This window comes from Aeromonas sp. CD (assembly GCF_033349375.1).
Classification (GTDB): Bacteria; Pseudomonadota; Gammaproteobacteria; order Enterobacterales; family Aeromonadaceae; genus Aeromonas; species Aeromonas hydrophila.
On the sequence record NZ_CP137631.1, the window covers coordinates 1,022,598 to 1,037,276 of the forward strand.

Below are 14,679 nucleotides of genomic sequence, written 5' to 3' on the forward strand. Positions count from 1 at the left end.
ATACCAAGGCGCCATCTTGCACAAAACGCCTCTGTCGCCCTGCTGTCAGGTGATCGAAAGAGGGCGTCGTGGGGAGGGAAGGCAGGTTTTTTTGAGCACGCTCTTTTATCTAATGCACTGAATCCAAAGGAAAGTCAGGTTGGTGTCAGGGCGCTGTCGTGGCCCATTGCACCCGCCGGCCCCTATGCTGGCCCCGTCAATCAACCACAAGGAGTTCGAGATGATCGTCAGGAAGTTGAGATTGCAGCGGGGCTGGTCACAGGAGCAGTTGGCCGCCTTTACCGGCCTGAGCGTTCGCACCATTCAGCGGATCGAGCAGGGCCAGCAGCCCGGACTGGAATCCCTCAAGGCCCTGGCCGCCGTCTTTGAGCTCGAGGTGGCGCAACTTGACGGTACAAGCCAACAGGAGCACGAGATGAGAGGGAGTGATACGATGGAACGGGATGAGATACGGGTATCGGTAGAGGAGCGGGCCGCCATGCGCTATGTGGAGGGGCTCAAGGGCTTCTATTACCACATCGCCAGCTACCTGCTGGTGATTTGCGGGCTGTTTGTCATCAACTACCTGAGCAACCCGGGCTATATCTGGGCCTGGTGGCCGGCGCTGGGCTGGGGGTTGGGATTGATCTCCCATGCCATCAACCTGTTCCAGCCGTTCAAGCTGTTCGGCCCCGAGTGGGAGCGGCAGCAGATCGAGAAACGGCTGGGGCGCAAGCTCTAGGGTGAGCGATGCACCATAAAAAAACGGGCCCGGCAATGCCGGGCCCGTTCTGTTTTATTGCCTGCCACCTGCTTGGTGTGGGTGGGACAGGAGAGTTATCAAGGCGCCATCTTTATAATAGTGAGGTGCTGATCACTCAGACCCGGCCTCTTATCATCACTTGGCGTAAGTGGGGCAGGGGGGCTATCAGGGCATCATCTTCATAGCGCCACAGGGTGAGGCACTGATTGTTCAGATGCACTCCCCTTATCATCACTTGGCGTAAGTGGGACAGGGGGTGGCGATCAGGGCGTCATCTTCATAGCGCCACAGGGTGAGGCTTTGTCGCTCAGGTGCAGCCCTCTGAACCATCACTTGGCGTAAGTGGGACAGGGGGTGGCGATCAGGGCATCATCTTCATAGCGCCACAGGGTGAGGCTGTTGCCCCAGACACAGCCGGTGTCCAGCGCCTTGATGTCCTGCTTGCCGGTGTTGCCCATCAGGGCCGCCCAGTGGCCGAACACCAGGATGGGGTCATCCACATGGTGCTCGCGCTGCTCGAACCAGGGGCGCAGGCCCGGGGTCGACTCGGTGGGGCCCTTCTTGCATTTGAAGTCGAGCCGGCCGTCGAAATAGCAGAAGCGCATCCGGGTGAAGGTGTTGATGATGTAGCGGTAGCGCTCGATCCCGACCAGATCGTCCTGCCAGCCATCCGGCTGATCGCCATACATGTTGTGTAGCAGCCACTGGTACTGATCGCCACGCAGCAGGCTTTCCACCTCGCGGGCGCAGTTGCGGGCGGTGCGGGCGTCCCACGCCGGGGAGATGCCGGCATGCACCATCATGATGGGCAGGTCGGGGTGCTCCGCCAGTAGCGGACGGTGGCGCAGCCACTCCAGCAGCTCGTCCCGATCCGGCGCCTCCATCAGCTCCTGCAGCTTGTCCTTCTTCTTGAGCGGAGCGACGCCATCGGCGACCGCCAGCAGGTGCAGATCATGGTTGCCGAGCACGGTGACGGCCCGGTTGCCCAGCCCCTTGACGAAGCGCAGGGTATTGAGAGAGTCCGGGCCGCGGGCGACCAGATCGCCGCACAGCCAGAGCACGTCGTTAGCGGGATCGAACTCGGCCAGATCCAGCAGACGGCGCAAGTCGTCGTAACAGCCCTGGATATCGCCAACAAAACAGTTCGCCATGAAACCTCAGTTGATAATGTGGGGGACGGCCAGCGTAAAGGGCGCGATGGGCGTCTCGAATTGCTGCCCCGACTCGTCTTGCAGGGTATAACTCCCTTCCATCACCCCGAGCGGGGTGGCCAGCGGTACGCCGCTTTGATAGCTGAAGGTCTCTCCCTCTGCGATCACCGGCTGCTCGCCGACCACGCCGGGGCCTTCGACTTCCAGCATCTTGCCATTGGCATCGGTGATGAGCCAGCGCCGGTGCAGCAGCTGCGCCGGGCCCGGCCCCAGGTTCTCGATCTCGATGAGATAGTGGAACTGGTAAGGGTCTTTGGAATCCGCCACATAACGGGGGTATGGGCGGATCACGATGTGCGGAGTGGCCACGGGATCAGGCCTGTTGCTGATCCGCCAGCCAGTTGGCGATCATGACGAACTGCTCGAGGGAGAGGTTCTCCGGGCGCAGGTTGCCATCGATACCAAGCTCGGTCAGCTGGGCGTCCGTGATGAAGTTGGAGAAGCTGTTGCGAATGGTCTTGCGACGCTGGCCGAAGCCCTCGGTGCAGACCCGGTTCAGGCAACGAATGTCTTTCGCGACGATGGTCGGGTTCTTGTGCGGGATCAGACGCACCACGGCGGAGTCCACCTTCGGTGCCGGCTTGAAGGCGCCAGGGCCCACTTCCAGCACAGGCACTACCTGACAGTAGTACTGGGTCATCACGCTCAGTCGGCCATAGGCCTTGCTGCCGGGACCGGCGGCCAGACGCAGGACCACCTCCTTTTGCAGCATGAAGTGCATGTCCTCCACCCGGTCGGCGAACTCGCACAGGTGGAAGATGAGCGGGGTGGATATGTTGTAGGGCAGGTTGCCGAAGATGCGCAGCGGCCCCTTGCCTTCCCCCATCAGGGTGCCGAAGTCGAAGCGCATGGCATCGGCTTCGATGACGGTCAGCTTCTCCTTGAGGGTCGGGTGCTCGCGCAGGCGAGCGGCCAGATCCCGGTCCAGCTCGACCACGGTCATCTTGTCCATCTGGGAGGCGACCGGCTCGGTCAGCGCGGCCAGACCCGGGCCGATCTCCACCAGGTTCTGACCCGGCTGCGGATTGATGGCGGCCACGATCTGATCGATCACGTAGCGATCGTGCAAGAAGTTCTGACCGAAACGCTTACGGGCGGTGTGGCCCATGTGCACCTTGTTGCTCTGCACCTTACTGCTCATATCTTTTTTTCTCTACCATCTTGATGGCGTGGTTGATCGCGGTGATCAGGCTGCCCGAGTCGGCGAGGCCCTTGCCTGCCAGATCCAGTGCGGTGCCGTGATCCACCGAAGTGCGGATGAAAGGAAGTCCAAGGGTGATATTGACCGAACTGCCGAAGCCCTTGTATTTGAGCACGGGCAGCCCCTGGTCGTGGTACATGGCGAGTACCGCATCCGCATCCTTGAGGTATTTGTCCTGGAACAGGGTATCGGCCGGCAACGGGCCGACCAGATCGATCCCCTCCTGGCGAAGACCTGCTAGGGCGGGTTCGATCACGTCAATCTCTTCACGGCCGAGATGGCCGCCTTCCCCGGCGTGGGGATTGAGGCCGCAGACGTAAATGCGGGGTGTGGCGATGCCGAATTTGCTCTTGAGATCCGCATCCAGGATGCGGATCACCTTGCCGAGCCGATCCTCGGTGATGGCCATCGCCACATAGGCCAGCGGAATGTGGGTGGTCGCCAGCGCGACCCGCAGTCCCTCGGTTGCCAGCAGCATCACCACGTCGGCGGTGCCCGACTGCTGGGCGAAGAACTCGGTGTGGCCGCTGAACGAGACGCCAGCCTGGTTGATGATCCCCTTGTGCACCGGCCCGGTCACCACGGCGGCAAACTCGCCGCTCATGTTGCCGTCGCAGGCGCGCTGCAGGGTGGCCAGCACGTAGGCACCGTTGCCCTCGTCGAGCATGCCCGGCACCACGGCGGCGCCGAGGGGAACCGGACAGACGGTCAGGGTACCCGCCCGCTGTGGGCGGGCAGGCTGGTTGGCATCATAGGGCTGCAACTCGACGGGCAGCCCCAGCAGGGCGGCCCGCTCGCGCAGCAGCGCCGGATCGGCGATCACCACCAGCTGGTGCGGCCAATCCTGCTGGGCAATCTGCAGTACCAGATCCGGACCGATCCCGGCCGGTTCACCCGGGGTGATGGCGAGACGACGACAACTCATCAGCTGCCGGCGCCTTCGATCTGGATGTAGGCCTCGTCACGCAGCTCGTCCAGCCAGGCCTGGGACTCTTCGGTGAAGCGACGGTTGTAAATCAGCTGATAGGCGCGCTGCTCCTGGGCCTTGTTGGTGGCATCCTGGCTGCGGCGCTCTTCCAGCTGGACGATGTGCCAGCCGTGGGTGGTGCGGAAGGGTTCGCTGATCTGGCCCGGTTGCAGGCGGTTGACCATGTCGCGGAACTCCGGCACATAGACGTTGGGATCGGACCAGCCCAGCTCGCCACCCTGCACCGCAGAGCCCGGATCTTCGGAGTACTTCTCGGCCAGGCTGGCGAAGCTGGCCTTGCCGCTCTTGATGTCGTGCAGGATGCCGTCCAGCATGCCCTTGGCTTTTTCTTCGCTCAGGATGATGGAGGGCTTGATCAGGATGTGGCGGGCGCGCACTTCGGTCTGCACGACCTGCTGCTGGCCCTTGGTGTCGAACACCTTGATGATGTGCAGGCCGGCACCGGAACGCAGCGGGCCGACGATGTCGCCCTTCTTGGTGCCTTGCACGGCCTCGGCCATCAGGGTCGGCATCTCCTGCGGGCTCATCCAGCCCCAGTCTCCCCCTTCCAGCGCCTTGGGTCCGCTGCTCTCGGCAATGGCCATCTTGCGGAAGTCGGCGCCCTGCTTGAGGGCGGCCAAGATGCGTTCAATCTTGCTCTTGGCGGCGTTGAGCTGCTCGGCGCTCGGGTTGTCCGGCAGGGCAACCTGGATGTGGCCGACATGGTATTGCTGCTGTTGCTGACCCTGCTTGGCGAGGATGTCGACCACCTGCTTCACCTCCTGCTCGGAGATGTTGATGCGGCGGCGCACCTGATTGCGGCGCACCTCGTTCATCAGGATCTCGCGGCGCACCTCTTCCCGATACTGGGCATAGGTCAGCCCTTCACGGGCCAGCTGGGCCCGCAGCTGATCCAGGGTCATCTTGTTGTCGGCGGCGATGCTCTGGATAGCCTGCTCCAGCTGGGTATCGCTGATCTTGAGACCCTGACGATCCGCCAGTTGCAGCTGCAGGCTCTCCTGGATCAGCCGATCCAGTGCCTGTTTGCGCAGGGTGGCGTCATCGGGCAGGGACTGGCCGCTCTCCTGGGCAGAGGCCTTCACCTTCTGCACCAAGGCTTCCTGCTGGCTGGCCAGCACCACGTCCTTGTTGACCACGGCAAGCACCTTGTCCATCAGTTCGGGGGCGGCGAAGGCACCCTGGCTCATGGCTCCGAACAGGCCTGCAGTCAGCAGGGAAATCAACGTCTTCTTCATATCCATCTCTCAAGGCGTTTGCCAGACCGCTTATTGGTCTCGCAGGTTAAACGGACGAATGTAAGGCAGTGCTTCGGTGTCCAGGGAAGTGCCCTTGGAGCCGGTACCCACGCTACCCAATCCTTTCATTTCAAACTGAATGCCCAGACTGCGCTCCGAGGTCGGACGCATGGTCACGTTGTCCGGAGTGTTGACCCACTCCAGGTTGAAGTTGATGCTCCAGCAGCAGGAGTCGTACTTCAGGCCTACCTTGCGATCAGACTTCACGCTCTGATTCAGCTCCTGATAGTAACCCCCGTACAGGTGCCACTGGTCGTTGAGCGGAGTGGTCAACAGCAGGCCGATCTGGTTGAGGTCGGTTACCTGTCCCTTGTTTTCAAGGTCGTAGTTGGCATCGCGCACGAAACGATGGTTCAGCTGGCTGATCAGCTTCTCGCGGCGATACTCGATGGCGCTGTTGGCGGAGCTGAGCCGGCTCTGGTCCACATCATATTGCGCGCCGGCATGGGCAAACCACTGCTCGTTGATCTTGGCATCCCCCTCGAAAGAGAGCGGGGAGCGGGTGTTGGTGTTCAGGGTCTCGCTGGGATAGAGCTTGACCCTGGGCGCAACAAAATCGAAAGCTTGGGCAACGGCCAGCCGAATTCGTTCATCACCGGCCTCATCATATACCCGGCTGGTGAGGCCGATGGAGACTCTGTTGGAGTCGCTAATGCGATCCAGACCGGCGTAGCGGCGGTCGCTGAACAGGCTGTAGTAGTCCTGGCGCATGCTGGTGGAGTCATAGACGCCTATGTTGTCCTGGTTCTTGTAGGGCACATAGAGGTACTGGAACTCCGGCTCCAGAGTCTGGTTGGCATCGCCGCCGAACCAGTTCTGGTTGCGCTCGAAGGTCATGCCGCCCTTGAGACGGAAGGAGGGCAGGGTGCGGGTGATGATCCCTTCGTCCAGGGTGACCCCGTTGCCGTTTTCAGGAGTAAAGCGGCTGACAAAGGTCTGGCTCATATTGTCCGGCACTTCCTGATCGTAACGGGTGTACATCAGCTTGTACTGGCTGTCGAGGTAGTAGCCTGCCTCGTTGATGAGCGGCATGGTCAGGGTCGGGGCCGTGTAGACCCGGGTACCGGTGTAGGCGCCGCCCTGGTTCTGGGCGATGGCCTGGGCGTTGTTGTAGCCGAATTTGGTGATCTCGGTGTTCCAGGCGAGATCGTACCAGCTGCCCTGCTGGTAATAGTTGTGGTCGATGCGCGGCATCAGCTCGTGGGGCTGCTGGGCGCTGGCCAGCAGGATCTGGTAGGTGCGCACCTCGGTGTTGATGTTCCAGTTGGGCTGGAAGTAACCGGCCATCAGGGACTGCTGCAACTGGTTCTCGACCTGGGTGCCCACCTTGGGGGAGAAGTCGTTGAAGTAGTTGTAATCCCGATCCCGCACCTTGGTGTAGTCGAGCGACACCCGCATGGCGTTGTCGGCAAACAGCGAGGTGTGGTTGGCGTTGAGCAGGTAGCGGTGACCGTCATCCAAGCCGGTATAGCTGGGATTGGTCGGGTCATACTGTTTGTCGTTGGCCAGGTTCTCGAAATAGAGGCTGCCGACGTGGGCCGGATCCGGCATGTAGCGGAACTGCACCTGCTCCATCAGGCCCCGTCTGTCCATGAAGCGGGAGGTGATGGTGGCATCGTAGTTCGGCGCTATGTTCCAGTAGAACGGCTGGGTGATGTCCATGCCGTTCTTGGAGCTCTGGGTATAACCCGGGTAGAGCAAGCCCGTCTTGCGCTCATCCTTGATGGGGAAGTTGATGTACGGGAAGTAGAACACCGGGTAGTCGTAGAGCCAGAGACTGGCGTTCCAAGCCTCCCCGAACACCTCGGTCTGATCGATGTCGATGCTACCCGCCTTCAGGGTCCACACTTCCTGACCCGGCGGGCAGGTGGTGTACTGGGCCCCTTCCAGGGTGATGTTCTGGTTGTTGTTGGTCATGGTGACCCGGTCGGCTGAGCCGCGCACCGGCGAGCCATGCACCTGATACTTGCCCTCTTCCAGCTCGGAGTTCTTGGTATCCAGGTTGGATTTCAGGGTCTTGTCACTGGTGACCGTGATCTGGCCATCGTTGTAGTAGATGTTGCCGATGGCGATGACGTCCCGGCTCTTCTGATCGAGCTCGGCGTAGTCGGAATCGAACTTGCGCACGCCCTGGCGCACCTTGACGTCGCCCTGGTAGACGGCGGTGCCGCCCTGCTTGGCTTCGAGCCGATCGGCATCCACTTCCACGGGTTGGGCGTTGGCGTCCTTGCCGGGCGCCAGCTTCTCAATCTTGGGGACATAGTCATAGCAGAGCCCGTCCAGGATCCCGGTAGCGGGCGGCGGCGTCAGCGGCGCCGCCTGCACGATGGCCGGGGTCAGGGCTGGAACAAGGCTGATGGTCAGGGCGATGGGATAGGAGTATCCCAGTGTCCGTTTTGTCATGTGAAAGACTCGCGCAATCCGTGGTAGCTACGGCTGATTCAAGACATGCATTTTACGACAGGATTCATCGAGTTGACATTGCATGTCATTGCTTTATGTTAGCCGGCAATGATAAAGCATTATTGCGGCCAGGGCTAACAGCCAAGTGCTGCTTTCCAATTTGGTCCCCGACTTATGCACGATCGCGATTCCCTCTTGTTGCACTGGGCGCGCCGGATTTCCGGTGATGCCAGCCTGCAGTTGACCCTCATTTCCGGTGACGCCAGTTTTCGCCGCTACCACCGTGGCGGTGGCCTGATCTGGGTGGATGCCAATCCTAAAACCGAAAAGAATCATGAGTTTGTCCGTAATTCCTCGGCCCTGCACACCGGTGGCCTGCTGGCCCCCGAGGTGCGGGCGGTGGACTACGAGCAGGGGCTGCTGGCGGTGACGGATCTGGGGGATACCCAGCTTATCGGCTGCCTGAACGCAGACAACGTGCTGGCCTGGTACGGCAAGGCCATCGCGCTGCTGCCCCGTCTCGGCGCTGTTGAACTGGACCTTGAGCCTTTTGATGCCGCCTTTATGGCGCGGGAGAACAGCATTTTCCCCGAGTGGCTGCTGGGTCACCATCTGCAACTGACCCTGAGCGACGAAGAGCAGCAGTTGCTCGATGAGACCTTCGCCTGCCTCACCGGGAACAACCTGACCCAGCCGCAGGGGGTGATGCACCGGGATTTTCACAGCCGCAACCTGATGGTGTGCGGTGGCGAGACCCCGGCCGACAGCCGGCTGGCGGTCATCGACTTCCAGGACATGGTCATAGGCCCGCTCAGCTATGACCTGGTCTCGCTGCTGAAAGACTGCTACGTGCGCTGGCCGGACGCGGTGATCGAGCAGGGCATGCGGCTCGGGTTTGACACCCTGCAGCAGGCCAAGCTGCTGGGCGGGCTCGATTACGCCGCGTTTCGTCGCGCCGCCGACCTGACCGGCATGCAGCGTCACCTCAAGGCGGCGGGCATCTTCACCCGTCTCTACCACCGCGATGGCAAGTCCGGCTACCTCAAGGACATTCCTCGCACCCTCGGCTATGTGGTGGATGTCTGCCGCAGCCATGGCGCAAGCTACCCGGTGCTGGCCCGCTTCGGCCAGTGGCTGGCGCAGGTGGTGCTGCCCGGGCTGGCCCGCACCGGAGTGGCGTCATGAAGGCGATGATCCTGGCCGCCGGTCGCGGCGAGCGGATGCGCCCGCTCACCGACAGCCTGCCCAAGCCGCTGCTGGCGGTGGGGGGCAAGCCGCTCATCGTGCACCATATAGAAAAGCTCAAGACGGCCGGTGTGACCGACTTGGTCATCAACCACGCCTGGCTTGGCCACAAGCTGGTGGCCGCGCTCGGTGATGGCAGTGCGCTCGGGGTGTCCATCCACTGGTCGGCCGAGGAGAGCGCGCTGGAGACCGCCGGCGGCATCATTCAGGCGCTGCCGCTGCTGGGGGCTGAGCCGTTTCTGGTGATCAACGGCGATACCTGGCTCGATCTGGACTATCGCACTCTGGTGAGCCAGCCACTGGGCACGGATCTGGCCCACCTCTGGCTGGTACCCAACCCGCCGCAGCATCCGGCGGGGGATTTTGCGTTGCAGGCGGGCAAGGTGGTCGATAGCCCGGCGCTGACCTTCAGCGGAGTCGGGCTCTATGATCCCGCCGCCTTTGCCGGACTCACACCGGGGGCGCGCAAGTTGGCGCCGCTGCTGCGCGAGTGGATGGCGCAGAGCCGGGTGGGCGGCAGCCTGCTGGCCGGCGAGTGGCGCGACATCGGCACGGTGGCGCGGCTGCAGGCGCTGGACGATCAGTTGCAAGGACGCACTCATTAATTTCACGAGGTCTTGAACCATGCGTATTTGGGGTAAGGTGCTTGGCGCCTTCTTCGGTTTTCTGCTCGGCAACATCTTCGGTGCCCTGCTGGGCCTCTGGATCGGCCACCGTTTCGACCGTGGCATGGGCTTGAATTTTCGCCGCGCGCCCACCCAGCAGCAACAGGCGGTCTTCTTCCACGCCACCTTCGCCGTCATGGGCCACATCGCCAAGGCGAGCGGCCAGGTGACCGAGCAGGAGATCCGGGTCGCCTCCAACCTGATGGACCGGATGCGGCTGGCAGGCGAGCAGCGTGCTCGCGCCCAGGAGTCGTTCCGTCAGGGCAAGGAGGCAGACTTCCCGCTGCGGGAGACTCTGGCCGAGTTTCGCCGTGCCAGCCAGGGCCAGCGCGATATCCTGCGTTTCTTCCTCGAGGTGCAGCTGCAGGCCGCCTTCGCCGATGGCAAGGTCGAGGCCAACGAGCGCGCCATCCTGCACACCATCGCCGACGAGCTGGGTTTCAGCCGCATCGAGCTGGCCCGCATTCTGGCGATGGCCGAGGCACAGATGAACTTCTTCAACCGGGCGCACGGTGGCCAGTATCAGGATGGCGGGCACGGCGGGCAGCAGTATCGGCAGGAGGCCCCCTCCCGTGACCGGCTCAAGGATGCCTACCAGCTGCTGGGGGTGAGCGAGAGCGACAGCGATCAGGAGATCAAGCGCGCCTACCGCAAGGAGATGAGCAAGCATCACCCGGACAAGCTGGCCGCCAAGGGCTTGCCGCCCGAGATGATGGAGATGGCCAAGGAGAAGACCCAGGAGATCCAGCAGGCCTGGGAGTGGATCCGCGAGGCGCGCGGCATTCGCTGAGCGCCCCTTCGTCAGCCATAAAAAAATGCCCGTCGCTGACGGGCATTTTTGTTTGTGCAGTATTTGTGCGTCGCGGCTTAGTGGCTGTCGACCCAGACGAACTTGAGCACGAACAGCAGGGCCACCACCAGCACGCAGGGGTTGATCTCGCGCCAGCGGCCGGTGCCCGCCTTCATCACGCAGTAGGAGATGAAGCCCACGGCGATCCCCTCGGTGATGGAGAAGCTGAACGGCATCATGACGGCGGTCATGAAGGCCGGCACCGCTTCGGTCAGATCTTCCCACTTCACCCGGGTCAGCTCGGAGCACATCAGCACGCCCACGTAGATAAGGGCGCCGGCTGCGGCGTAGGCAGGTACCATGGCGGCGACCGGAGAGAAGAAGATCGCCAGCAGGAACAGCAGGCCGACCACGATGGCGGTGAGGCCGGTACGGCCGCCGACGGCGACGCCGGAGCTGCTCTCGATGAAGGCGGTGACCGAGGAGGTGCCCATGAAGGCGCCGCCGACGGAGCTGGCGCTATCTACCAGCAGGGCCTGTTTCATGCGCGGGAAGTGGCCCTTGTCATCGGCCAGCTTGGCGCGGTTGGTCACACCGATCAGGGTGCCGGAGGAGTCGAACAGGTTGACCAGCATGAAGGAGAAGATGATCCCGGCCAGGCTGATGTCGAGCGAGCCCATCAGATCCAGCTGACCAAACACCGGCTCGATGCTGGGGGGCATGGAGACGAAGCCCTTGAAGGTGACGTCGCCAAACAGCCAGCCCAGGGTGGTGGTCACCACGATGGCGATCAGCACGGCGGAGTGGACGCCGCGGGCGGAGAAGATGCAGATCAGGAAGAAGCCGAGCAGCCCCAGCAGGCAGGGCAGGGAGGTGAGGTTGCCCACCGTCACCATGGTTGCGGGGCTGGCGACCACGATGCCGGCGTTGTGCAGGCCGAGCAGGGCGATCAGCAGACCGATGCCGGCGGTGATGCCGACCCGCAGGGTGAGCGGAATGTTGGCGATGAGCCAGTAGCGCACCCGCAGCAGAGTGAGGATCAGCAGGCCCATGGCACCCCAGAAGATGGTGCCCATGCCCACTTGCCAGGAGTAGCCCATGCCGGCCACCACCACGAAGGCGAAGAAGGCGTTGAGGCCCATGGCCGGGGCCAGCGCGATGGGCAGGTTGGCGAGCAGGCCCATCAGGATGCTGCCGATGCCGGCGATCAGGCAGGTGGTGACGAACACGGCCTGGGTGTCCATGCCGGCCGCAGAGAGGATTTGCGGGTTGACGAAGACGATATAGACCATGGTCAGGAAGGTGGTGATGCCGGCAATCACTTCGGTGCGGGCGTTGGTGCCATGGCCCTTCAGGGCAAACAGACGCTCAAGCAATCCTTGCCCGGCGGCCTGTGCGGGGGCCTGGTGTGGTTGATTCATGTTGGATTCCAATAGGTGACGTGAAATAAGCAGCAGGCGAGCAGCCGGCCCCATCCATGCGGGCGTGACGCCCTGTTTCTGGTGGTTAAATAACCAGGCTCGTCCTGATACCGTGACAGCGCGCACATTTTTACACAGGCGGCGCCGTTTACAAACCCCGGATCTGCGAGGCGGATCAATGAATAGAGCAAAAATTCAAACGTTTGCCCCGCCAGAAATAAAAAAGGTTCTCGCTGGAGAACCTTTTGCGTGGGCAGTGGCCTATCATAGGGTCTTGAAGTAGCGCTCCACCAGCTGGGCCAGCACGGAGTCGAGGGTCTCCTGCACTTCCCCCAGCTCCCGCCCCAGGCGGCGCAGAAACAGGCTGGCCTGCTCTTCGGTCAGCTTGCGGCCGTCGATGAAAAACTCCTGCTCCGGCAACTGCTTGTCATAGCGGGGCAGCAGGGTCCAGTTCACCAGCTCCGGCTCCACGGCGGCGAAGATCCTGGCGGCGGCGGTGCAGAAGGTCTCGATGTGCGCCTTGCCGTCCGGCCCGAGGCAGCCGGGCTCGACCCGGATCTGGATGGTCAGTTTCTTCTCTGTGGGCTGGGTCGTCATCTTGCTACATCCATGCATAAGGTATCCGTCTTGGATTGTAAGCGATCGGGCACAAGAAAGGGGAGCCTGGGCTCCCCTTGTGGCATGTGCCGGTTTACTTGGCGATTCGCTTGTCGTGGTGGGAACGGTACGGCTGATGTAGCAGCCGCACTTGTTTGCCCTGTTACTTGGCGATGCGCTTGTCGTGATGGGAACGGTGCGGCTGATGTAGAAGCCGTACTTGTTTGCCCTGTTACTTGGCGATGCGCTTGTACTTGGCGCGGTGCGGCTGGATGGCCTCGGCGCCGTAGGTCTTCTTCTTCCACTCTTCGTATTCGGTGAAGTTGCCCTCGAAGAAGGCGATCTTGCCCTCGTCCTGGTAGTCCAGGATGTGGGTGGCGATGCGGTCGAGGAACCAGCGGTCGTGGGAGATGACCATGGCGCAACCCGGGAACTCCAGCAGGGCGTTCTCGAGGGCGCGCAAGGTTTCGATGTCCAGATCGTTGGTCGGTTCATCCAAGAGCAGCACGTTGCCGCCGGTCTGCAGCAGCTTGGCCAGGTGCAGACGGCCGCGTTCACCACCGGACAGCTCGCCAACCCGCTTCTGCTGATCGGCACCCTTGAAGTTGAAGCGGCCGATGTAGGCGCGGCTCGGGAACTCGTAGTTGCCGATGCGCAGGATGTCCTGGCCGTCGGCGACTTCCTCGAACACCGTCTTCTTGTCGTTCATGCTGTCGCGGAACTGATCCACCGAGGCCAGCACCACGGTCTCACCCAGGGTGATGGAACCGGAGTCCGGCTGCTCCTGACCTGACATCATGCGGAACAGGGTCGATTTCCCGGCCCCGTTCGGACCGATGATGCCGACGATGGCCCCCTTCGGAATGGAGAAGGAGAGGTCGTCTATCAGCTGGCGGTCGCCGTAGGACTTGCAGAGGTTGGCCACCTCCACCACCTTGTCGCCGAGGCGCGGTCCGGGCGGAATGAACAGCTCGTTGGTCTCGTTGCGCTTCTGGTAGTCGTTGGTGTTGAGCTCTTCGAAGCGAGCCATACGGGCCTTGGATTTGGCCTGACGGCCTTTCGGGTTCTGGCGAACCCACTCCAGCTCTTTCTCGATGGACTTGCGACGAGCCGCTTCCGTGCTGGCTTCCTGTGCCAGACGGGCATCTTTTTGCTCCAGCCAGGAGGAGTAGTTGCCTTCCCACGGGATACCTTCGCCGCGGTCCAGCTCCAGGATCCATCCGGCCACGTTGTCGAGGAAGTAACGGTCGTGGGTGATGGCCACCACGGTACCCTCGTAGTCATGCAGGAAGCGCTCCAGCCAGGCCACGGATTCCGCATCCAGGTGGTTGGTCGGTTCGTCCAGCAGCAGCATGTCCGGCTTTTCCAGCAGCAGGCGGCACAGCGCCACCCGGCGGCGCTCACCACCGGAGAGGTGCTTGATCTGGGCATCCCAGGCCGGCAGGCGCAGGGCGTCGGCCGCGCGCTCCAGCTGGTTTTCCATGTTGTGGCCGCCCTGGGCCTGGATGATGGCTTCCAGCTCGCCCTGTTCGCGGGCCAGCTTGTCGAAATCCGCATCCGGGTCGGCGTAGGCCGCATAGACCTCGTCCAGCCGAGCCATGGCGCGTTTCACCTCGCCGACCGCCTCTTCGACCGCTTCACGCACGGTCTGCTCCGGATCCAGCTTCGGCTCCTGCGGCAGGTAGCCGATCTTGATGCCGGGCTGCGGACGGGCTTCCCCTTCGATCTCGGTGTCTAGCCCTGCCATGATGCGCAGCAGGGTCGATTTACCGGCGCCGTTCAGACCCAACACGCCGATCTTGGCGCCCGGGAAGAAGGAGAGGGAGATGTTCTTGAGAATATGACGCTTGGGCGGCACTACCTTGCCGACCCTGTTCATGGTGTAAATAAATTGAGCCATTGGCTAATTCTCTTCCTTTTCAGCAGGTTAATGTCTTGGCACTAACAGACTGATGTCGTGGTGGGGCCAGGTCGACGCGGGTCAACCGGGTTCCAAAAAACCCGTCGATTGTAAACCAATGGGCGAGGGGGGGCAAAGGTGGCACCCGGTCGGCCATCCCCTTTGCCGGGGCCATCACAGCCTGCTGCAACGGACCGTCAAACTTGGCATGATGAAGGCCC

13 protein-coding genes are annotated in these 14,679 nt (G+C 62.3%); 4 read left to right on the top strand and 9 right to left on the bottom strand.

Translation table 11 applies throughout. The features are described 5' to 3' along the window. Positions 1-220 precede the first annotated feature (220 nt). Positions 221-721 carry a 2TM domain-containing protein gene (locus R2E40_RS04720; protein ID WP_017410311.1) on the top strand — a complete coding sequence of 167 codons (501 nt, stop codon included), beginning with the start codon at positions 221-223 and terminating at the stop codon, positions 719-721. Positions 722-1,071: 350 nt separating this feature from the next. On the opposite strand, the gene R2E40_RS04725 is transcribed toward R2E40_RS04720, so the two are convergent. Genes R2E40_RS04725 through lptD form a run of 6 tightly spaced genes read right to left on the bottom strand, consistent with a single transcriptional unit; the run spans position 1,072 to position 7,840 of the window. Continuing rightward, positions 1,072-1,893: a symmetrical bis(5'-nucleosyl)-tetraphosphatase gene (locus R2E40_RS04725; protein WP_043160557.1), complete on the bottom strand. Its 822-nt coding sequence runs from the start codon at positions 1,891-1,893 to the stop codon at positions 1,072-1,074. 6 nt (positions 1,894-1,899) lie between these two features. Further along, entirely contained in the window at positions 1,900-2,262 is a 363-nt protein-coding gene (gene apaG, locus R2E40_RS04730) for a Co2+/Mg2+ efflux protein ApaG (protein ID WP_318164878.1), read from the bottom strand. Between the two features lie 4 nt (positions 2,263-2,266). Next, the gene (gene rsmA / locus R2E40_RS04735; protein WP_016349619.1) at positions 2,267-3,094 is read right to left on the bottom strand and encodes a 16S rRNA (adenine(1518)-N(6)/adenine(1519)-N(6))-dimethyltransferase RsmA; all 828 of its coding nucleotides are present in this window, start codon (positions 3,092-3,094) and stop codon (positions 2,267-2,269) included. After that, the gene (gene pdxA / locus R2E40_RS04740; RefSeq protein ID WP_318164879.1) at positions 3,084-4,079 is read right to left on the bottom strand and encodes a 4-hydroxythreonine-4-phosphate dehydrogenase PdxA; all 996 of its coding nucleotides are present in this window, start codon (positions 4,077-4,079) and stop codon (positions 3,084-3,086) included. The genes rsmA and pdxA overlap by 11 nt, the downstream gene beginning before the upstream one ends. Then, complete coding sequence (surA, locus tag R2E40_RS04745) at positions 4,079-5,377, bottom strand: peptidylprolyl isomerase SurA (RefSeq protein WP_011704881.1); 1,299 nt, start codon at positions 5,375-5,377, stop codon at positions 4,079-4,081. Before surA ends, pdxA begins: the two co-directional genes overlap by 1 nt. Positions 5,378-5,407: 30 nt before the next feature. Next, positions 5,408-7,840 (bottom strand): LPS assembly protein LptD, encoded by a 2,433-nt coding sequence (lptD, locus tag R2E40_RS04750; RefSeq protein WP_257686021.1) that lies wholly within the window; start codon positions 7,838-7,840, stop codon positions 5,408-5,410. Positions 7,841-8,014: 174 nt separating this feature from the next. Here lptD and R2E40_RS04755 point away from each other — a divergent pair, with 174 nt between their 5' ends. Genes R2E40_RS04755 through djlA form a run of 3 tightly spaced genes read left to right on the top strand, consistent with a single transcriptional unit; the run spans position 8,015 to position 10,540 of the window. Further along, positions 8,015-9,025, top strand: coding sequence for an aminoglycoside phosphotransferase family protein (locus R2E40_RS04755; RefSeq protein WP_318164880.1), 1,011 nt, complete (start codon positions 8,015-8,017; stop codon positions 9,023-9,025). Then, a complete protein-coding gene (murU, locus tag R2E40_RS04760) occupies positions 9,022-9,690 on the top strand; it encodes an N-acetylmuramate alpha-1-phosphate uridylyltransferase MurU (RefSeq protein ID WP_318164881.1) in 669 nt (222 codons plus the stop codon). The genes R2E40_RS04755 and murU overlap by 4 nt, the downstream gene beginning before the upstream one ends. A 19-nt stretch (positions 9,691-9,709) precedes the next feature. Next, positions 9,710-10,540 (top strand): co-chaperone DjlA, encoded by an 831-nt coding sequence (djlA, locus tag R2E40_RS04765; protein WP_011704885.1) that lies wholly within the window; start codon positions 9,710-9,712, stop codon positions 10,538-10,540. Positions 10,541-10,617: 77 nt separating this feature from the next. Here djlA and R2E40_RS04770 read toward each other — a convergent pair whose 3' ends face one another. The 3 genes from R2E40_RS04770 to ettA all read right to left on the bottom strand — a co-directional run bounded on the left by R2E40_RS04770 (position 10,618) and on the right by ettA (position 14,458). Further along, positions 10,618-11,961 carry an NCS2 family permease gene (locus R2E40_RS04770; RefSeq protein WP_005304142.1) on the bottom strand — a complete coding sequence of 448 codons (1,344 nt, stop codon included), beginning with the start codon at positions 11,959-11,961 and terminating at the stop codon, positions 10,618-10,620. A gap of 264 nt (positions 11,962-12,225) precedes the next feature. Next, a complete protein-coding gene (locus R2E40_RS04775) occupies positions 12,226-12,558 on the bottom strand; it encodes a hypothetical protein (protein WP_318164882.1) in 333 nt (110 codons plus the stop codon). A 232-nt stretch (positions 12,559-12,790) separates the two neighbouring features. After that, complete coding sequence (ettA, locus tag R2E40_RS04780) at positions 12,791-14,458, bottom strand: energy-dependent translational throttle protein EttA (RefSeq protein WP_024944344.1); 1,668 nt, start codon at positions 14,456-14,458, stop codon at positions 12,791-12,793. Positions 14,459-14,679 lie beyond the last annotated feature (221 nt).

Coding starts and splice junctions, on each gene's coding strand:
- lptD (WP_257686021.1), bottom strand. CDS start 7,840: ATGACAAAACGGACACTGGGATACTCCTATCCCATCGCCCTGACCATC.
- R2E40_RS04720 (WP_017410311.1), top strand. CDS start 221: ATGATCGTCAGGAAGTTGAGATTGCAGCGGGGCTGGTCACAGGAGCAG.
- R2E40_RS04755 (WP_318164880.1), top strand. CDS start 8,015: ATGCACGATCGCGATTCCCTCTTGTTGCACTGGGCGCGCCGGATTTCC.
- rsmA (WP_016349619.1), bottom strand. CDS start 3,094: ATGAGCAGTAAGGTGCAGAGCAACAAGGTGCACATGGGCCACACCGCC.
- djlA (WP_011704885.1), top strand. CDS start 9,710: ATGCGTATTTGGGGTAAGGTGCTTGGCGCCTTCTTCGGTTTTCTGCTC.
- pdxA (WP_318164879.1), bottom strand. CDS start 4,079: ATGAGTTGTCGTCGTCTCGCCATCACCCCGGGTGAACCGGCCGGGATC.
- R2E40_RS04725 (WP_043160557.1), bottom strand. CDS start 1,893: ATGGCGAACTGTTTTGTTGGCGATATCCAGGGCTGTTACGACGACTTG.
- R2E40_RS04775 (WP_318164882.1), bottom strand. CDS start 12,558: ATGACGACCCAGCCCACAGAGAAGAAACTGACCATCCAGATCCGGGTC.
- R2E40_RS04770 (WP_005304142.1), bottom strand. CDS start 11,961: ATGAATCAACCACACCAGGCCCCCGCACAGGCCGCCGGGCAAGGATTG.
- ettA (WP_024944344.1), bottom strand. CDS start 14,458: ATGGCTCAATTTATTTACACCATGAACAGGGTCGGCAAGGTAGTGCCG.
- murU (WP_318164881.1), top strand. CDS start 9,022: ATGAAGGCGATGATCCTGGCCGCCGGTCGCGGCGAGCGGATGCGCCCG.
- surA (WP_011704881.1), bottom strand. CDS start 5,377: ATGAAGAAGACGTTGATTTCCCTGCTGACTGCAGGCCTGTTCGGAGCC.